Source organism: Phenylobacterium sp. (assembly GCF_004297125.1).
Taxonomy (GTDB): Bacteria; Pseudomonadota; Alphaproteobacteria; order Caulobacterales; family Caulobacteraceae; genus Phenylobacterium.
Genome location: NZ_SCVD01000020.1, coordinates 64181 through 79091, shown reverse-complemented (window position 1 = coordinate 79091; position 14911 = coordinate 64181). Strand labels below are relative to the sequence as shown.

The window sequence follows — 14911 nt, the reverse complement described above, 5'->3', positions numbered from 1 at the left end:
CCGGGGGTATGACCCTCGGTGTCGGAAAACCTGTGCCGGCGGCGGCGGAAACCCCGTCGGTCGGCACCGAAGCGCGCGACGCGGCCGACGACCCGGAGATCTGGGTGGACCCGAAGAACCCTGGCCGGGGCGTCGTGATCGGGACGGACAAGAAGGCCGGGCTCTACGTCTACGACCTGGCGGGCAAGCAGCTTCAGTACGTGCCGGGTGGCATGCCCAACAATGTCGACCTGCGCGACGGCTTCCCGACGGCGCAAGGGCCTCGCGTGCTGGTGGCGGCCTCGGACCGTGGTCGCCCCGGCGCAGGGGCGGCGCTCTTCCTGCTGGATCCGGCGACCCTGAGGCTTGCCTTGTGGGGGGAGGTCCCGGTCGATCTGGCCGAGCCGTATGGCCTGTGTCTCGCCCGGCGGGGTGACACGTTCCTGGTGATCGTCAACGGCACGGACGGGCAGGTGAGGCAGCACACCGTCGCAGCGGGGGCCGACGGCAAGCCCCTGTTCAGGGAGGAGCGCCGCTTCGCCGTACCCAGCCAGCCCGAGGGCTGTGTCGTCGACGATGCGACCGGTCGCCTCTACCTGGGCGAGGAGGGCGCCGGGATCTGGCGCTTCGACCTCGGGACCGGGCCGGCCAAGGGCGAGATCATCGCCCGCGCGCCGTCCGGCATGCTGAAGCCCGACGTCGAGGGGCTGACGCTGCTGCGGGAAGGGGCGTCCACCTACCTCATCGCCTCCAGCCAGGGCGATTCGGCCTTCGCGGTCTGGAACGTCGAGGGCGCGGCGCCGCGGTACCGCGGCCGCTTCAGCGTCATGGCCAGCGGCGGCGTCGATGCGGTGACCGGCACGGACGGCGTCGCGGCCCTGGGCGGCCAGGTGGGCGCGTTTCCGCAGGGCCTAGTGGTCGTGCAGGACGACGAGGATCAAGGCGCGACGGGCGGCAGGCAGAACTTCAAGCTGGTGGACTGGCGCGCGGTGAAGGCGGCGCTGGGCCTCTAGGCCCGGGCCGAGCCTAGTACAGGATGCCCATCATCCACTGGAGCGCGACCGCGGCGGCCGCCAAGGCGGCGAGGGCGCAGCCAAAACAGATCGCGCCTTCGGCCAGGGTCTTGGGCGCATCGTGGACGGGCTCGCGAAAGGCCATCTGCATTTCCTCCGTCGCGTCGGTTCGCTCTCGAGGGCAGACCGTCCGCTGGAAGGGGAGCATGCGCCAAGAGCGGGGCCTTGGCCAGTGGAGTCCTGCGGCCCCTATGCCGTCGGATCGTGCAGCGGTTCGGCGAGCAGCTGCCGCATGACCCAGCGCAGCACACGCGCCATCGCCACGCGGTCCGCGCCGGGGTTGTTCACGCCGCGCACGGCCATGCCTTCGAACAGCATGCTGATCACCTCGCTCCGGGCCAGCCGCTCACCCTCGTCCCACTCCGGCGGCGCGAGTTGGCGCAACAGGTCCTGCTGCATCTGGCGCTCCTCGACATCGGCGGTTTCCAGGATGCGGGCGACGGCCGGATTTCTAGCGGCTTCAGCGACGACCTCGAGCATCAGGGCAGCCCGCTCGCGGTCGTAGAGTTCGTCGACGGCCGTCGAGCACTTGTCCAAGACGGCGTCCAGCAAGGGCCCATCCTGGCCCTGCATTTCGGAGAACCGGTCCCGCATCTCAGCCATGTCGCGCGCGACGATGGCGGCGATGATCGCCTCCTTGTTTTCGAAGTACCGATAGATCTGGCCGACGCTCAGGTCTGCGGTGTGGGCGATGTCGGCCATGCTGGCCCCATGGAACCCCGAGCGGCGCGCGCAGGCCGAGGCGGCGTCGAGGATCTGCTGGCGCCGCGCCTCGGCGTCGGTTCGCTTCGTCCCGGGTTCGGTCATGAGATTCCTGTTGTGCGCTGCAACAAAATCGAGTGGTGACGGATTGACTTAGGGGAAGCGCCCATCTAATCACGGGATTGAGAATGAACGTTCATTCTCATGGTTTCTCCACGGGGATATGTCAAGGCCTCGGCCCGGATATCCCTGCCTCCAGGTGCGTTAGATGCCCAGATCGATCCTCACCGGCGCGGCGATTGCGCTGGCTGTCCTCCTGTCGGCCTGCGGAGCCAAGGCGCCGGCCGGGCCGGACCCGAACGCGCCGGCGCCGGTCGGTGTGGTCGTCGTCCGCACCGAGCCCGTGGCGCTGACCATGGAGCTGAGCGGCCGGACATCGGCCTCGCTGGTTTCCGAGGTCCGGCCGCAGGTGAACGGCGTGATCCAGGCCCGGCTCTTCCAGGAGGGCTCCAACGTCCGCGCGGGCCAGGCGCTGTATCAGATCGATCCCGCGACCTACCGGGCCAGCCTCGACAGCGCCAACGCCGCCCTGGCTCAGGCCCAGGCGACCGCGACCTCGGCGAAGCTGAAGGCCGACCGTTACAAGGAGCTGGTCGCGATCAATGCGGTCAGCAAGCAGGACAACGACGACGCCCAGGCCGCCGCGCAAGGCGCCGCCGCCAACGTGCTGGCCCAGCGCGCCGCCGTGCAGCAGGCGCGCATCAACCTCGACTACACCCAAGTCCGGGCGCCCATCTCCGGCCGGATCGGCAAGTCGACGGTGACGCCGGGCGCCCTGGTCACCGCCAACCAGGCGACCGCGCTGGCCACGGTCCAGGACCTCGGCAAGATCTACGTCGACGTCACCCAGTCGGCGGCGGACCTGCTGAAGCTGCGCCGAGCCATGGCCGCCGGCGCCGTGGACGCGCCCACCTCGGCCCAGGTCCGCCTGGTCCTGGAGGACGGCTCGACCTATCCCATCGCCGGAACCCTGGCGTTCTCGGACATCACGGTGGACGAGGGCACGGGCTCGATCGGCCTGCGGGCGATCTTCCCCAATCCGAACGGCGCCCTGCTGCCGGGCCTCTACGTCCGCGCACGGCTCGAACAGGGCGTGGCGACGTCGGGCATCCTGGCGCCCCAGGCGGCGGTCAGCCGCGATCCGAAGGGCTCGGCCACGGTCTATGTGGTCGACGCGGCCGGCAAGGCGCAGCTGCGCCCGATCACCGTCTCCCGGACCGTCGGCGACAAGTGGCTGGTGACCAGCGGCCTGAAGCCCGGCGAGCGGGTGATCGTCGAGGGGCTGCAGAAGGTGCGGCCCGGCGGCGCCGTGAAACCCGCCGTCATCGGCGCGGCGCGCTAGGGCCCGGTCATGCTGTCACGCTTCTTCATCGACCGCCCGATCTTCGCCTGGGTCGTCGCCATCGTGATCATGATGGCCGGTGCGCTCGCCATCCGCACCCTGCCGATCGCCCAGTACCCCGACATCGCCCTGCCGCAGGTGGCCATCCAGGCCGTCTATCCCGGCGCCTCGGCCAAGACGGTCGAGGACAGCGTCACCCAGGTCATCGAACAGAAGATGAAGGGGCTGGACGGGCTGGAATACATCAACTCGGCCAGCGACGGCACGGGCGCGGCCACCATCACCCTGACCTTCAAGGCCGGCACCGACATCGACATCGCCCAGGTGCAGGTCCAGAACAAGCTGCAGACGGCCACCGCCCTCCTGCCGCAGGAGGTCCAGCAACAGGGCCTCAGCGTCGTCAAGTCGACGCGCAACTTCCTGATGGTCGTGGGCCTCTACGCCACCGACGGCAAGGCCTCCAACTCCGACCTGGCCGACTACCTGGCCGCCAACCTGCAGGACCCGATCAGCCGCGTCGACGGCGTGGGCGACGTGCAGTTGTTCGGCGCGCAGTACGCCATGCGAATCTGGCTGGATCCCGACAAGCTCGCGTCGCGCAGCCTGACCCCGGCCGACGTGATCGCGGCCATCCGCGCCCAGAACGCCCAGGTCTCGGCAGGCCAGCTGGGCGGCACGCCCGCGCTGCCGGGCACGACGCTGAACGCCACCATCAGCGCCCAGTCGCGCCTGCAGACGCCGGCCCAGTTCGAACAGATCATCCTGAAGGACACGGGCGGCGGCACGCACGTCTACCTGCGCGACGTGGCTCGCGTGGAACTGGGCGCCGAGAACTACAACTCGCTGGCCAAGTACAACGGCAAGTCGGCGGCCGGCCTGGCCATCAAGTTGGCGCCCGGCGGCAATGCGCTGGACACGGCCGAGGCGGTGAAGGCGCAGGTGGCGGAGCTGTCGAAGGCCTTCCCGCCCGGCATCGGCTACGAGATCCCGGTGGACTCCACCCCGTTCGTGAAACAGTCGATCGAGGAGGTGGTGAAGACCCTGGTCGAGGCGGTGATCCTGGTCTTCGTGGTGATGTTCCTGTTCCTGCAGAACTGGCGCGCCACCCTGATCCCGACCATCGCCGTGCCGGTGGTGCTGCTGGGGACCTTCGGGGTGCTGGCGGTCTTCGGCTACTCGATCAACACGCTCACCATGTTCGGCCTCGTACTGGCCATCGGACTGCTGGTCGACGACGCCATCGTGGTTGTGGAGAACGTCGAGCGGGTGATGAGCGAGGAGGGCCTCTCTCCAAAGGAGGCCACGCGCAAGTCGATGGACGAGATCACGGGCGCCCTGATCGGCGTGGCCCTGGTGCTGGCGGCCGTGTTCGTGCCGATGGCTTTCTTCGGCGGATCGCAGGGCGTGATCTACCGGCAGTTCTCGATCACCCTGGTCACGGCCATGGCGCTGTCGGTGTTGGTGGCGCTGGTGCTGACGCCGGCGCTGTGCGCCACGCTGCTCAAGCCCGTGGACAAGGGGCACAGCATCGCCAAACGCGGGTTCTTCGGCTGGTTCAACCGCAACTTCGACCACGCCAGCCTCCGCTATCAGGGCCAGGTGCGCACCATGCTGGGCAAGGGCGGCCGCTGGATGGCGGTCTATGGCGCCGTCGTCCTCGTCATGGCGCTGCTGTTCGTGCGTCTCCCCAGCGCCTTCCTGCCGGAAGAGGACCAGGGCACGATCTACACCCTCGTCCAGCTCCCTCCCGGCGCCACCGAGGAGCGCACCCAGGCGGTCCTGAAACAGGTGGCCGACTACTACCTGAAAGACGAGGCGGAGTCGGTGAAGGCCGTCTTCACCGTCTCGGGCTTCAGCTTCGCCGGAGCTGGCCAGAACGCGGGCATCGCCTTCGTCCGCATGAAGGACTTCGACGAGCGCAAGGCGGCCGACCGCAAGGTCGCCGCCGTCGCCCAACGCGCGATGGGCAGGTTCTCCCAGATTCGCGACGCCATGGTGTTCGCAGTGGTTCCGCCGGCGGTGCCGGAACTCGGCAATGCGTCGGGCTTCGATTTCCAGCTGCAGGACACCGGCGGGGTCGGCCACGAGGCGCTGATGGCGGCCCGCAATCAGCTGCTCGGCATGGCTGGCCAGGATCCGAAACTGTCCGGCGTCCGCCCGAACGGCCAGGACGACACTCCGCAGTTCGCCATCGACGTCGACCAGGCCAAGGCCGGGGCCATGGGCCTGACCACGGCCGACATCAACGCCACCCTCTCGGCGGCGCTGGGCGGCAGCTATGTGAACGACTTCATGGATCGTGGCCGGGTGAAGAAGGTCTTCGTCCAGGCCGACGCGCCTTTCCGCATGGCGCCCGAAGACCTGGAACGCTGGTACGTGCGCAACGGGGCCGGCCAGATGGCCCCGTTCTCGTCCTTCGCCTCGACGCACTGGACCATCGGCTCGCCCCGGCTGGAGCGGTACAATGGCCTCTCGTCGGTCAACATCCAGGGCTCCCCCGCCGCAGGGCAGAGCTCGGGCCAGGCCATGCAGGCCATGGAGACGCTCGCGGCCAAACTGCCCCCCGGGATCGGCTACGAGTGGACCGGCCTGTCGCTGCAGGAGCGGGAGGCGGGCGCCCAGGCGCCGGCGCTCTACGCGCTGTCGATCATCGTCGTCTTCCTGTTGCTGGCGGCGCTCTACGAGAGCTGGACCATCCCGCTGTCCGTCATCCTGGTGATCCCTCTGGGCGTCGTCGGCGCGCTGCTGGCGACCGCGGCGCGGGGCCTGTCCAACGACATCTACTTCCAGGTGGGCCTGCTCACGACCATGGGCCTGGCGGCCAAGAACGCCATCCTGATCGTCGAGTTCGCCAAGGACCGCTTTCAGGCGGGTGCCTCGCTGGTCGACGCCACCTTGGAGGCGGTTCGCATCCGTCTGCGGCCGATCATCATGACTTCGCTGGCGTTCATGTTCGGCGTGCTGCCGCTGGCGATCTCCAACGGCCCCGGCTCGGGCAGCCAGCACGCCATCGGCACCGGGGTGATCGGCGGCATGCTGTCGGCCGTGATCCTGGGGATCTTCTTCGTTCCGCTTTTCTTCGTGCTGGTGCAGCGCTATCTCGGTCGCAAGGCCGACCGCGAAGCTCCGCCAGCCGCTGCTCCCCACGAGGCTGTTTGAGATGCCCGCCAGATCCCTTCTCCTGGCCCTCATCGCGGCGACCGCGCTGGGCGGCTGCACCCTGGCGCCGCGCTACGAACGGCCTGGCCTGCCGGTGGCCCAAGCCTGGCCGGTGGCCGCGGATGGCGCTTCCTCGGCCGTGTCCGGCGCCGACCTCGCCTGGCGCGACGTCTTCCAGGATACGCGCCTCCAATCGGTGATCGCGCTGGCGCTGGAGCAGAACCGAGACCTGCGCGTGGCGGTGGCCAACATCGCCCGCGCCCGGGCCGAGTACCGCGTGCAGCGGGCCGACCTGCTGCCGGCCATCGACGGCGTCGCGGCGGGGACCCGCACCCGCACACCGGCTTCAGTCTCCCAGACCGGCCGGTCCGACGTCACCGACCAGTACAGCGTCAGCGCCGGCTTCTCGGCCTATGAGCTGGACCTGTTCGGCCGGGTGCAGAGCCTGAGCGCCGCGGCGCTGCAGTCCTACTTCGCGACGGAGGAGAACCGGCGCACGGTCCAGATCAGCCTGATCGCCGAGACCGCCAGCGCCTATCTGACCCTCGCCGCGGACCAGGATCTGCTGAAGATCACCCAGGACACCCTGGCCAGCCGCGAGGCCGGGCTCGACCTCGCCCGCAAGCGGTTCGAGGCGGGGGCGACCTCCGAGCTCGACCTGCGCCAGGCCCAGACCCTGACCGAACAGGCGCGCAGCGACGCGGCGGTGGCCACAGCTCAAGTGGACCGCGACCGCAATGCGCTCCGCCTGCTGGTCGGGGCCGAGGTCCCTGCCGATCTCCTGCCCCAGGGCGGCCTGACCGCGGTGGCCGTGCTGGCCGAGATCTCACCCGGATTGCCGTCCGGCGTCCTGGTCCGCCGCCCGGACGTGCTCTCCGCCGAGCACACCCTGCAGGCCCAGAACGCCAACATCGGCGCGGCGAGGGCGGCCTTCTTCCCGCGCATCAGCCTGACCGGCTCGGCGGGCGCGATCAGTCCGGAACTCGGGGACCTGTTCGGCGCCGGCACGCGGACGTGGAGCTTCGCGCCGCAGGTGGTGCTGCCGATCTTCGCGGGCGGCGCCAATATCGCGGGCCTGCGCGGCGCCGAGGCGTCGCGCGACGCCGCGGTCGCCCAATACGAGAAGGCGATCCAGACCGCATTCCGCGAGGTCGCGGACGCCCTGGCGACGCGGGCGACCATCGCCGACCGGATCTCGGCGCAGGATCGGCTGGTCGAGGCCGCCGCGGCGACGCAGCGCCTCACCCAGGCCCGCTACGACCGCGGCGTCGACAGCTACCTGTCATTGCTGGACGCCCAGCGCACGCTCTACGCCGCGCGCCAGACCCAGCTCGCGGCCCAGCTTGCCCAGGCGACGAACCGGGTGGAGCTCTATCGCGCGCTCGGCGGTGGCGCGGCGCCGGCCTCCGCCGCGCCGCGACCGGGAGATTGACGCACAGGTAATGGCGGATCTTTGCGACCGCGGCCTTGACCCCGGCGCTGCCAGCCCTGAGTCACACAGCCGCAGCGTTACTGTTGATTCGCCTGTGTTCCTCTTGTGGGTCAGGCGGAAAAACACGTTCAGCTAAGCTCGACGACCTTCCGACTCAGAGTATGCGGTTAACACTCGATTAAGGGTGTCGGCGCGTACTTAACGCATCGTTACTCAGGCGCGTCGGCGATGGGGTGTCGGGCGCGCTAGACCGCAATTTGGGGAAGGACAGGACGTCCAAATGGCCATTTCGCTTTCCGCGCCGCGCGCCACGGAACTGAAGCCCCGCATCGTCGTGTTCGGCATCGGCGGCGCCGGCGGCAACGCCGTCAACAACATGATCGAAGCGGGCCTCGAAGGCGTGGAGTTCGTGGTCGGGAACACGGACGCGCAACAGCTCCAGTTCGCCAAGACCGAGCGCCGCATCCAACTCGGCGTGCAGGTGACGCAGGGCCTGGGCGCCGGCGCCCACCCCGAGGTCGGCATGAGCGCGGCCGAGGAGAGCATTCCGGAGATCGGTGAGCACTTGGACGGCGCCCACATGGTCTTCATCACCGCCGGCATGGGCGGCGGCACCGGCACCGGCGCAGCCCCGATCATCGCCAAGTGCGCCCGTGAGCGCGGCATCCTGACGGTGGGCGTGGTCACCAAGCCCTTCCACTTCGAAGGCCGCCACCGGATGCGCCTGGCCGACGCCGGCATCGCTGAGCTGCAGCGCTACGTCGACACCCTCATCGTCATCCCCAACCAGAACCTGTTCCGGGTCGCCAACGAGCGGACCACCTTCGCCGAAGCCTTCGGCATGGCCGACCAGGTCCTGCACTCGGGCGTGCGCTCGATCACCGACCTGATGGTGCTGCCCGGCCTGATCAACCTGGACTTCGCCGACGTCCGGACGGTGATGACCGAGATGGGCAAGGCCATGATGGGCACGGGCGAGGCCACGGGCGAGGACCGCGCCCTGATGGCCGCCCAGAACGCCATCCAGAACCCGCTCCTCGACGAGGTCTCGCTGAAGGGCGCCAAGGCCGTGCTGGTGAACGTCACCGGCGGCCTGGACATGACCCTGCTGGAGGTCGACGAGGCGGCCAACGCCATTTCCGAACAGGTCGATCCGGAAGCCAACATCATCTTCGGGGCGGCCTTCGACCCGACTCTGGAGGGCATGATCCGCGTGTCGGTGGTCGCCACCGGCATGGACGGCGCTTCCATCGCGGCCATCGAGCCCAAGATCGAGCGCCGCTCGCTGCAGGCCGAGCCGCTGCGCGCCACCGTGACGCCGCGCGCGGCCGAGCCCGTGGCCGAGCCGGTCGCGGCCGCCGAGCCCGCGCTGGCCATGGACGCCCGCGAGGAGGAGCAGCCCGACATCTTCAGCGCGCCCGCCGTGGCGGCTGCGTCGGCCGAGGCGCCGGCCGTCCAGCCGATGACCCGCATCGTCGATCCGGAAGCCGCCGAAGCCAGCGACGTGGCGGACGAACCGCTGTTCGCCGAGCCGGCCTACGAGCCGCGCCGGCCGCGCGGTGGGTTCCTGAGCATTTTCGGCGGCCGCCCGCGCTACGACGCCCCGCAGGCTCCGGCTTCCGCGCCCCAGGCCTCGGCGCCGCGTCCGGCTCCGGCTCCGGCGCGCGGCGGCGCCCAGCCGATGGAAGTCGCCCAGCACGTCGAGGACCTGGACCAGAACGAGGACCTGGAGATCCCGTCCTTCCTGCGTCGCCTGGCGAACTAGTGTGTCCCGGACGACGTGATCGTCCCGAAAACTCCACGAAATCGTCACGCCGATTAATGGCGGGACTTGGTAGAACCTCCTGGGGGCAACTCCGGGAGGTTTCCCATGAGCGCCAACCGCATTATCTGGGTCTCGCCGCTGGCCAACGGCTGGGCGGTGCTATGCGCCGGTCTGGAGCCGATCGTGTTCCGATCCGGCGCCCGGGCCGAGGCCCAGGCCAAACGGCTCGCGGCCTGCCTGGCGAAGCTGGGGCGGGCCGTGCAGGTCCGGATCCTGGATCGCGCGCGCAACCTGGTCGGAACCCAGCTCTATCCGGCGGTGTAGATTCACCTCTGCGCCGCAAAATCGAGCAAAAACAGTGCTGGGTTGACCCGGTCCATTAACCAATCCTGAAGCGAAACATTGCGAAACACGATGTGCTTTGCTGCGCTGCATCAAGCAGCTTAGCCAAGGCGTTGGGGCATAAGGTCGGTCGTCGCACCGAGTTCGTTGCAGGAAGGTCCACCTTGGCCGCGTTCCAACACACCGTCAGGTCTCCGGCCCTGTTCGCCGGGGTCGGCGTGCATACCGGAGCCTACACGCGCGTCTCCGTGCGCCCGGCGGCCAGCAATACCGGCATCGTCTTCGTGCGCACCGACGTGAAGGACCGCGACAACGTCGTTCCGGTGAGCGGCGAGGCGGTCTGCAAGACCCAGCTCGGCACCGTCATCGGGAACGACGCGGACGTCACGGTCGCCACCATCGAGCACCTGATGGCGGCCTTCGCCATGCTGGGCGTCGACAATGCGATCGTCGAGGTCGATGGACCCGAGATGCCGATCATGGACGGCTCGTCGCTGCCGTTCATCCGCATCCTGGACCGCGCCGGCTTGCGCGAGCAGGAAAGCCCACGCGGCTACATCGAGATCCTGGAGACCGTCGAGGTCGTGGACGGCGACAAGCGCGCGACGCTGAAGCCGGCCGACACCTTCGAAGTAGCCTTCGAGATCTCGTTCGACAGCGCCGCCATCGGCCGCCAGTCCATCGACCTGTTCATGGACGAGCAGGCGTTCCGCGAGGAGCTGGCCGACTGCCGCACCTTCGGTTTCCTGCGCGAGGTCGAGGCCCTGCGCGCCATGGGCCTGGCCCGCGGCGGCTCGATGGACAACTGCGTGGTGCTGGACGGCGACCGGGTGTTGAACCCCGAGGGCCTTCGCCGCCCCGACGAGTTCGTGCGGCACAAGGCGCTGGACGCCATCGGCGACCTCTATGTGCTGGGCGGCCCGCTGCTGGGCCGGTTCGAGGGCGTGCTGGCCGGCCATGGCCTGAACAACGCCGTGGTCCGCGCGCTGCTGGCCCGTCCGCAGGCGTGGCGCATGCGCACCCTGGTCGAGGACCTGCGCCAGGCGGTCTAGCTTCTTGCGAATAATTCGCAACGGGAGGTAAGGTGGCGAAGGGAGACCTCGCCATGCCCGACGACGCATCCGCCGAACTGGATCGGCTGTACAACCCGCCGCACAAGTTCACCGTGGCCAAGTGCCTGGATTTCATCGATCCGCATGGTCGCCGCTTCATCGCCCTTTCGCCCTTCGCGACCATCGCCTCGGTGGGGCCGACGGGCAGCCTGGACGTCTCGCCGCGCGGGGGCGGGCCGGGATTCGTCCACGTGGCCGAGGACGGCAGGTCGATGATCATGCCCGACCGGCCGGGCAACAACCGACTCGACACGCTGCGCAACATCGCCGACGGCACGGGCGAGGTGGGATTCATGTTCATGATCCCCGGGGTCGATGACATCTACCGGGTCAACGGCCGCGCCAGCCTGCTGGTGGACGACGAACTGGCCAACGATTTCGTCGATTTCGGCAAAGTTCCCAAGACCCTGCTCAAGATCGAGGTGCGCGAGGCCTATCTGCATTGCCCCAAGGCGCTGATGCGCGCCGACCTGTGGGGCGAGAAATACCGGATCGATCGCGCCAGCCTGCCGTCGCTGTCGGAGATGGTCAGCGACCAGATCGGCCTGCCGAGACCCACCACCACGCACGAAGAGCAGGTGGAAGGTCTCAGACAATCGCTCTGATCTGCGACTGCGCCGCCGTTTGCTCGCCACAAGTCGTAGTGTAGAAGCGACTCTCCGCGTGGGGGCGCGCGCGCTGTCTTGAGGTGAAGGTGTCTTCGGTTCGAAATTCCACCCGTGCTCTGCTCGTGGTGACTGCTTGCGCTCTCGCCCTGTCCGCCTGCGCCGGCAACAAGAAGAACAAGCCCCGGCTGGCCTATGAGGAGCGGCCCGTGGAGCTGCTCTACGCGACCGGCGCCGACCGGCTGGACCGTCGGCAATGGAACCAGGCGGTCAACTATTTCCAGGAAGTGGAGCGCCAGCACCCCTATTCGGAATGGTCGCGCCGCTCGATCCTGATGCAGGCGTTCGCGCACTACCAGGGCAACGACTACGCCGAGGCCGTCGCCGACGCGGACCGCTTCATCCAGCTCTATCCCGGCAATCCGACGGCGGCCTACGCCCACTACATCAAGGCCATCTGCTACTTCGAGCAGATCGTCGACGTGAACCGCGACCAAGCCGCGACCGCCCAGGCGCTGGATGCGCTGCGCGACGTGGTCCAGCGCTATCCGCGCACGGAGTACGCCGCCGACGCCCGGCTGAAGATCGACATGGTCAACGACCAGTTGGCCGGCAAGGAAATGACCATCGGCCGCTGGTACCTGCGCGCCGGCGACACCCTGGCCGCCACCAACCGCTTCAAGACCGTGGTCGACCGCTACCAGACCACCAGCCATACGCCCGAGGCGCTGTACCGGCTGGTCGAGAGCTACCTGACCCTGGGCCTGATGGAAGAAGCCAAGCGGAACGGGGCGGTGCTGGGCTACAACTATCCGGGCGATCCCTGGTACGGCGACGCCTACAAGCTGCTGACCTCCAAGGGCCTGAAGCCCGCGGTGGAGCCCAAGGGCGGCGGCGGGCGCGGGATCTTCCGCATGCCGTTCCGGCGCGACAAGGACAAGACGGTCCAGCCGCCCGGCGCGACCGACTCGAACGTCGTCGTCCAAACCAGCAAGGCGACGGACCAGCGCACGATCTTCAAGCTGCCCCTCGGCAAGAAGGACGAGAAGCTCCCGCCGGTGGAAACCACGCCGGAGCCGAAGTAGCCGGATTGCGGGGGGCAGAACAAAACCTGTCCGCGCCCCTTCTTTCCCGAGCGATTCCGTACGATCTTCCGCAGCGATGCTGATCGGTCTCCAGATCCGGGACGTGGTGCTGATCGAGGCCCTGGACCTGTCCATCGGGCCGGGCCTGACCGCGCTTACCGGCGAGACCGGCGCGGGGAAGTCGATCATCCTGGACGCCCTGGGCCTGGCCACCGGCGCGCGCGGCGACGCCGGCCTGGTGCGCCGCGGCGCGGCCCAGGCCGTGGCCACCGCCGCCTTCGCGCCCGCGCCCGATCATCCCGTCTGGGACCTGCTGGAGGAGAAGGGCCTGGCCTACGCCCGCGACGAGGACCTGGTCCTTCGCCGGACGCTCAGCGCCGACGGCCGCAGCCGCGCCTTCGTCAACGACCAGGCCACCGGCGTCGGCGTGCTGAAGGAACTGGGCGAGGCGCTGCTGGAGGTGCACGGCCAGCACGAGACCGTGGGCCTGCTGGACGCTCGCACCCACCGGCCGCTGCTGGACGCCTATGGCGCGCTGGACGGGCAGGGGAGCGCGGTCGCCTCGGCCTGGAAAGCATGGCGCGAGGCGCGGGAGCGGGCCGAGGCCCTGCGCGCCGACGTGGCCCGCTCGGCCGCCGAGACCGAGGAACTGACCTTCCGCCTCTCCGAACTGGACCGGCTGGACCCGCGCGAGGGCGAGGAGACGGCGCTGGCCGAGGAACGCGCCGTGCTGGGCGCGGCGGAGAAGGCGCTGGCCGACATCCAGTCGGCGCGGGAGACCTTCGAGGGCCTGGGGGCTAAGGTGGCCGGCGCCATCCGCGCCCTCGAGCGGGCGAGGGAGCGGGCGCTGACCGCCGGCGCCGCGGTCGACGGCCCTGCCGTCCTGCGGCTGGCCGCCGCGTCCGAGGCCCTGGACCGGGTGCTGGTCGAGGCGGGCGAGGCGGAGGCCGCTATCGACGGCGCCGCGGGCGCCTTCGACTTCGAGCCCGACCGCCTGGAGAAGACCGAGGAGCGGCTGTTCGACCTGCGCGGCCTGGCCCGCAAGCTGAACGTCGCGGTCGAGGAGCTGCCGATCCTGCGGGTGCGGTTCGCCGAGCGCCTGCGCGCCGTGGAGTCCTCCGAGGAGAGCCTGAGGGCCGCGGAGGCCGAACAGGCCTCAGCGCGCGCCGCCTACTTGGCCGCGGCCGGAGACCTGACGAAGGCCCGCCGAGCCGCCGGCGACCGGCTGGCCGAGGCGGTCATGGCCGAACTTGCCCCGCTGAAGCTGGAAAAGGCCCGGTTCCGCGTCGCCGTCGAGCCGTTGGCCGAGGATCGCGCCGGTTCCGCTGGCCTGGACCGCGTGGCGTTCGAGATCTCCACGAACCCCGGCGCGCCGTTCGGCGACCTGGGCGCCATCGCTTCGGGCGGCGAGCTGGCCCGGTTCGCGCTGGCGCTGAAGGCCGCCCTGGCCGCCCGCACGGCCGGCGCGCAGCCGCTGATGATCTTCGACGAAGTGGACCAGGGCGTCGGCGGCGCCGTGGCCGACGCCGTTGGCCTGCGCCTGAAGCGCCTGGCCGCCCCTGAAGAAGGAAGGCCGGGCGCCCAGGTTCTCGTCGTCACCCACAGCCCGCAGGTGGCCGCCCGCGCCGAGGCCCACTGGCGCATCGCCAAGGCGGGCGACGCTGAGCGCCTCCGTACGGCGGTCGAGGTGCTGTCCCCCGCCGACCGCGAAGAGGAGATCGCGCGAATGCTGGCGGGCGCCCAGATCACCGACGCCGCCCGCGCGGCCGCCCGGGCCCTGATGGACGCGTGATGCAGGAGCCGGAGGTTGTCGTCGCCCGGCTCGGCGAGGCCTTCGCCGACCAGCCGCACGACCTCCGCGCCGACACGGTCGCTCCGGATCGCCGGCCCTGGGTCGAGGCGCTGGAGGCGCGCGGCATGGACCGGCTGTCGCCGCAGGATCTCGATCTGCTGGTCTTCCGCGCGATCAGCACCGCCGGCGGCGTGCCCACCTTCAAATATGCGCTGTCGCGCTTCCTGGCCGTCATGATCGAGGCCCCCGCCTATGCGGACGCAGCCACCAGCGACGCCTATGTGATCCTGCCGAAGCTGGACCACGCCGCGTTCGCCGACTGGCCGCCGCGGCAGCGCCGGGCGATCCTCGACGCCCTGGAGCTGTGGGCCGACCGCCGCATCATCGCCGCGACCTCGCTGGGCGACGACCCGGAAGCGAAGGCGATCCTCGATTGGGTCGCCGCTCAGCGCTAGGTTCGCCG

General features: G+C 69.7%; 12 protein-coding genes and 1 pseudogene. 11 read left to right on the top strand and 2 right to left on the bottom strand.

The window, feature by feature from the left end; translation table 11 throughout:
• The first annotated feature begins 8 nt into the window (after window positions 1-8).
• The gene (locus tag EPO51_RS11220; RefSeq protein WP_293350201.1) at window positions 9-992 is read left to right on the top strand and encodes a phytase; all 984 of its coding nucleotides are present in this window, start codon (window positions 9-11) and stop codon (window positions 990-992) included.
• Window positions 993-1005: 13 nt separating this feature from the next.
• Here EPO51_RS11220 and EPO51_RS11215 read toward each other — a convergent pair whose 3' ends face one another.
• Complete coding sequence (locus tag EPO51_RS11215) at window positions 1006-1137, bottom strand: hypothetical protein (RefSeq protein WP_293350198.1); 132 nt, start codon at window positions 1135-1137, stop codon at window positions 1006-1008.
• 104 nt (window positions 1138-1241) lie between these two features.
• Window positions 1242-1859: a TetR/AcrR family transcriptional regulator gene (locus tag EPO51_RS11210; protein WP_293350195.1), complete on the bottom strand. Its 618-nt coding sequence runs from the start codon at window positions 1857-1859 to the stop codon at window positions 1242-1244.
• Between the two features lie 163 nt (window positions 1860-2022).
• Between EPO51_RS11210 and EPO51_RS11205 the strand changes: the two genes are divergently transcribed.
• The 10 genes and pseudogenes from EPO51_RS11205 (at window position 2023) to EPO51_RS11160 (ending at window position 14903) form a co-directional block, all read left to right on the top strand.
• Complete coding sequence (locus EPO51_RS11205; RefSeq protein ID WP_293350192.1) at window positions 2023-3156, top strand: efflux RND transporter periplasmic adaptor subunit; 1134 nt, start codon at window positions 2023-2025, stop codon at window positions 3154-3156.
• Between the two features lie 9 nt (window positions 3157-3165).
• Window positions 3166-6315 carry an efflux RND transporter permease subunit gene (locus EPO51_RS11200; protein ID WP_293350189.1) on the top strand — a complete coding sequence of 1050 codons (3150 nt, stop codon included), beginning with the start codon at window positions 3166-3168 and terminating at the stop codon, window positions 6313-6315.
• 1 nt (window position 6316) lies between these two features.
• The gene (locus EPO51_RS11195) at window positions 6317-7747 is read left to right on the top strand and encodes an efflux transporter outer membrane subunit (RefSeq protein ID WP_293350186.1); all 1431 of its coding nucleotides are present in this window, start codon (window positions 6317-6319) and stop codon (window positions 7745-7747) included.
• A 280-nt stretch (window positions 7748-8027) separates the two neighbouring features.
• Complete coding sequence (gene ftsZ / locus EPO51_RS11190) at window positions 8028-9512, top strand: cell division protein FtsZ (RefSeq protein WP_293350183.1); 1485 nt, start codon at window positions 8028-8030, stop codon at window positions 9510-9512.
• 105 nt (window positions 9513-9617) lie between these two features.
• Window positions 9618-9836, top strand: a complete 219-nt coding sequence (locus EPO51_RS11185; protein WP_293350180.1) for a hypothetical protein — start codon at window positions 9618-9620, stop codon at window positions 9834-9836.
• Window positions 9837-10018: 182 nt separating this feature from the next.
• Entirely contained in the window at window positions 10019-10906 is an 888-nt protein-coding gene (gene lpxC / locus EPO51_RS11180) for a UDP-3-O-acyl-N-acetylglucosamine deacetylase (protein WP_293350177.1), read from the top strand.
• Between the two features lie 53 nt (window positions 10907-10959).
• Window positions 10960-11571: an MSMEG_1061 family FMN-dependent PPOX-type flavoprotein gene (locus EPO51_RS11175; RefSeq protein ID WP_293350174.1), complete on the top strand. Its 612-nt coding sequence runs from the start codon at window positions 10960-10962 to the stop codon at window positions 11569-11571.
• Window positions 11572-11690: 119 nt separating this feature from the next.
• Window positions 11691-12530: pseudogene (locus EPO51_RS11170) on the top strand (outer membrane protein assembly factor BamD); the annotation flags it as partial.
• A 202-nt stretch (window positions 12531-12732) separates the two neighbouring features.
• Window positions 12733-14448, top strand: a complete 1716-nt coding sequence (gene recN / locus EPO51_RS11165) for a DNA repair protein RecN (RefSeq protein ID WP_293350171.1) — start codon at window positions 12733-12735, stop codon at window positions 14446-14448.
• On the top strand, window positions 14448-14903 hold the full coding sequence (locus EPO51_RS11160; protein WP_293350169.1) for a hypothetical protein: 456 nt from the start codon (window positions 14448-14450) through the stop codon (window positions 14901-14903). Before recN ends, EPO51_RS11160 begins: the two co-directional genes overlap by 1 nt.
• Window positions 14904-14911 lie beyond the last annotated feature (8 nt).

Excerpts from the sequence above, each read along its gene's own strand:
- EPO51_RS11220 (WP_293350201.1), top strand. The coding sequence starts at position 9 with ATGACCCTCGGTGTCGGAAAACCTGTGCCGGCGGCGGCGGAAACCCCG.
- EPO51_RS11215 (WP_293350198.1), bottom strand. The coding sequence starts at position 1,137 with ATGGCCTTTCGCGAGCCCGTCCACGATGCGCCCAAGACCCTGGCCGAA.
- EPO51_RS11210 (WP_293350195.1), bottom strand. The coding sequence starts at position 1,859 with ATGACCGAACCCGGGACGAAGCGAACCGACGCCGAGGCGCGGCGCCAG.
- EPO51_RS11205 (WP_293350192.1), top strand. The coding sequence starts at position 2,023 with ATGCCCAGATCGATCCTCACCGGCGCGGCGATTGCGCTGGCTGTCCTC.
- EPO51_RS11200 (WP_293350189.1), top strand. The coding sequence starts at position 3,166 with ATGCTGTCACGCTTCTTCATCGACCGCCCGATCTTCGCCTGGGTCGTC.
- EPO51_RS11195 (WP_293350186.1), top strand. The coding sequence starts at position 6,317 with ATGCCCGCCAGATCCCTTCTCCTGGCCCTCATCGCGGCGACCGCGCTG.
- ftsZ (WP_293350183.1), top strand. The coding sequence starts at position 8,028 with ATGGCCATTTCGCTTTCCGCGCCGCGCGCCACGGAACTGAAGCCCCGC.
- EPO51_RS11185 (WP_293350180.1), top strand. The coding sequence starts at position 9,618 with ATGAGCGCCAACCGCATTATCTGGGTCTCGCCGCTGGCCAACGGCTGG.
- EPO51_RS11175 (WP_293350174.1), top strand. The coding sequence starts at position 10,960 with ATGCCCGACGACGCATCCGCCGAACTGGATCGGCTGTACAACCCGCCG.
- recN (WP_293350171.1), top strand. The coding sequence starts at position 12,733 with ATGCTGATCGGTCTCCAGATCCGGGACGTGGTGCTGATCGAGGCCCTG.
- EPO51_RS11160 (WP_293350169.1), top strand. The coding sequence starts at position 14,448 with ATGCAGGAGCCGGAGGTTGTCGTCGCCCGGCTCGGCGAGGCCTTCGCC.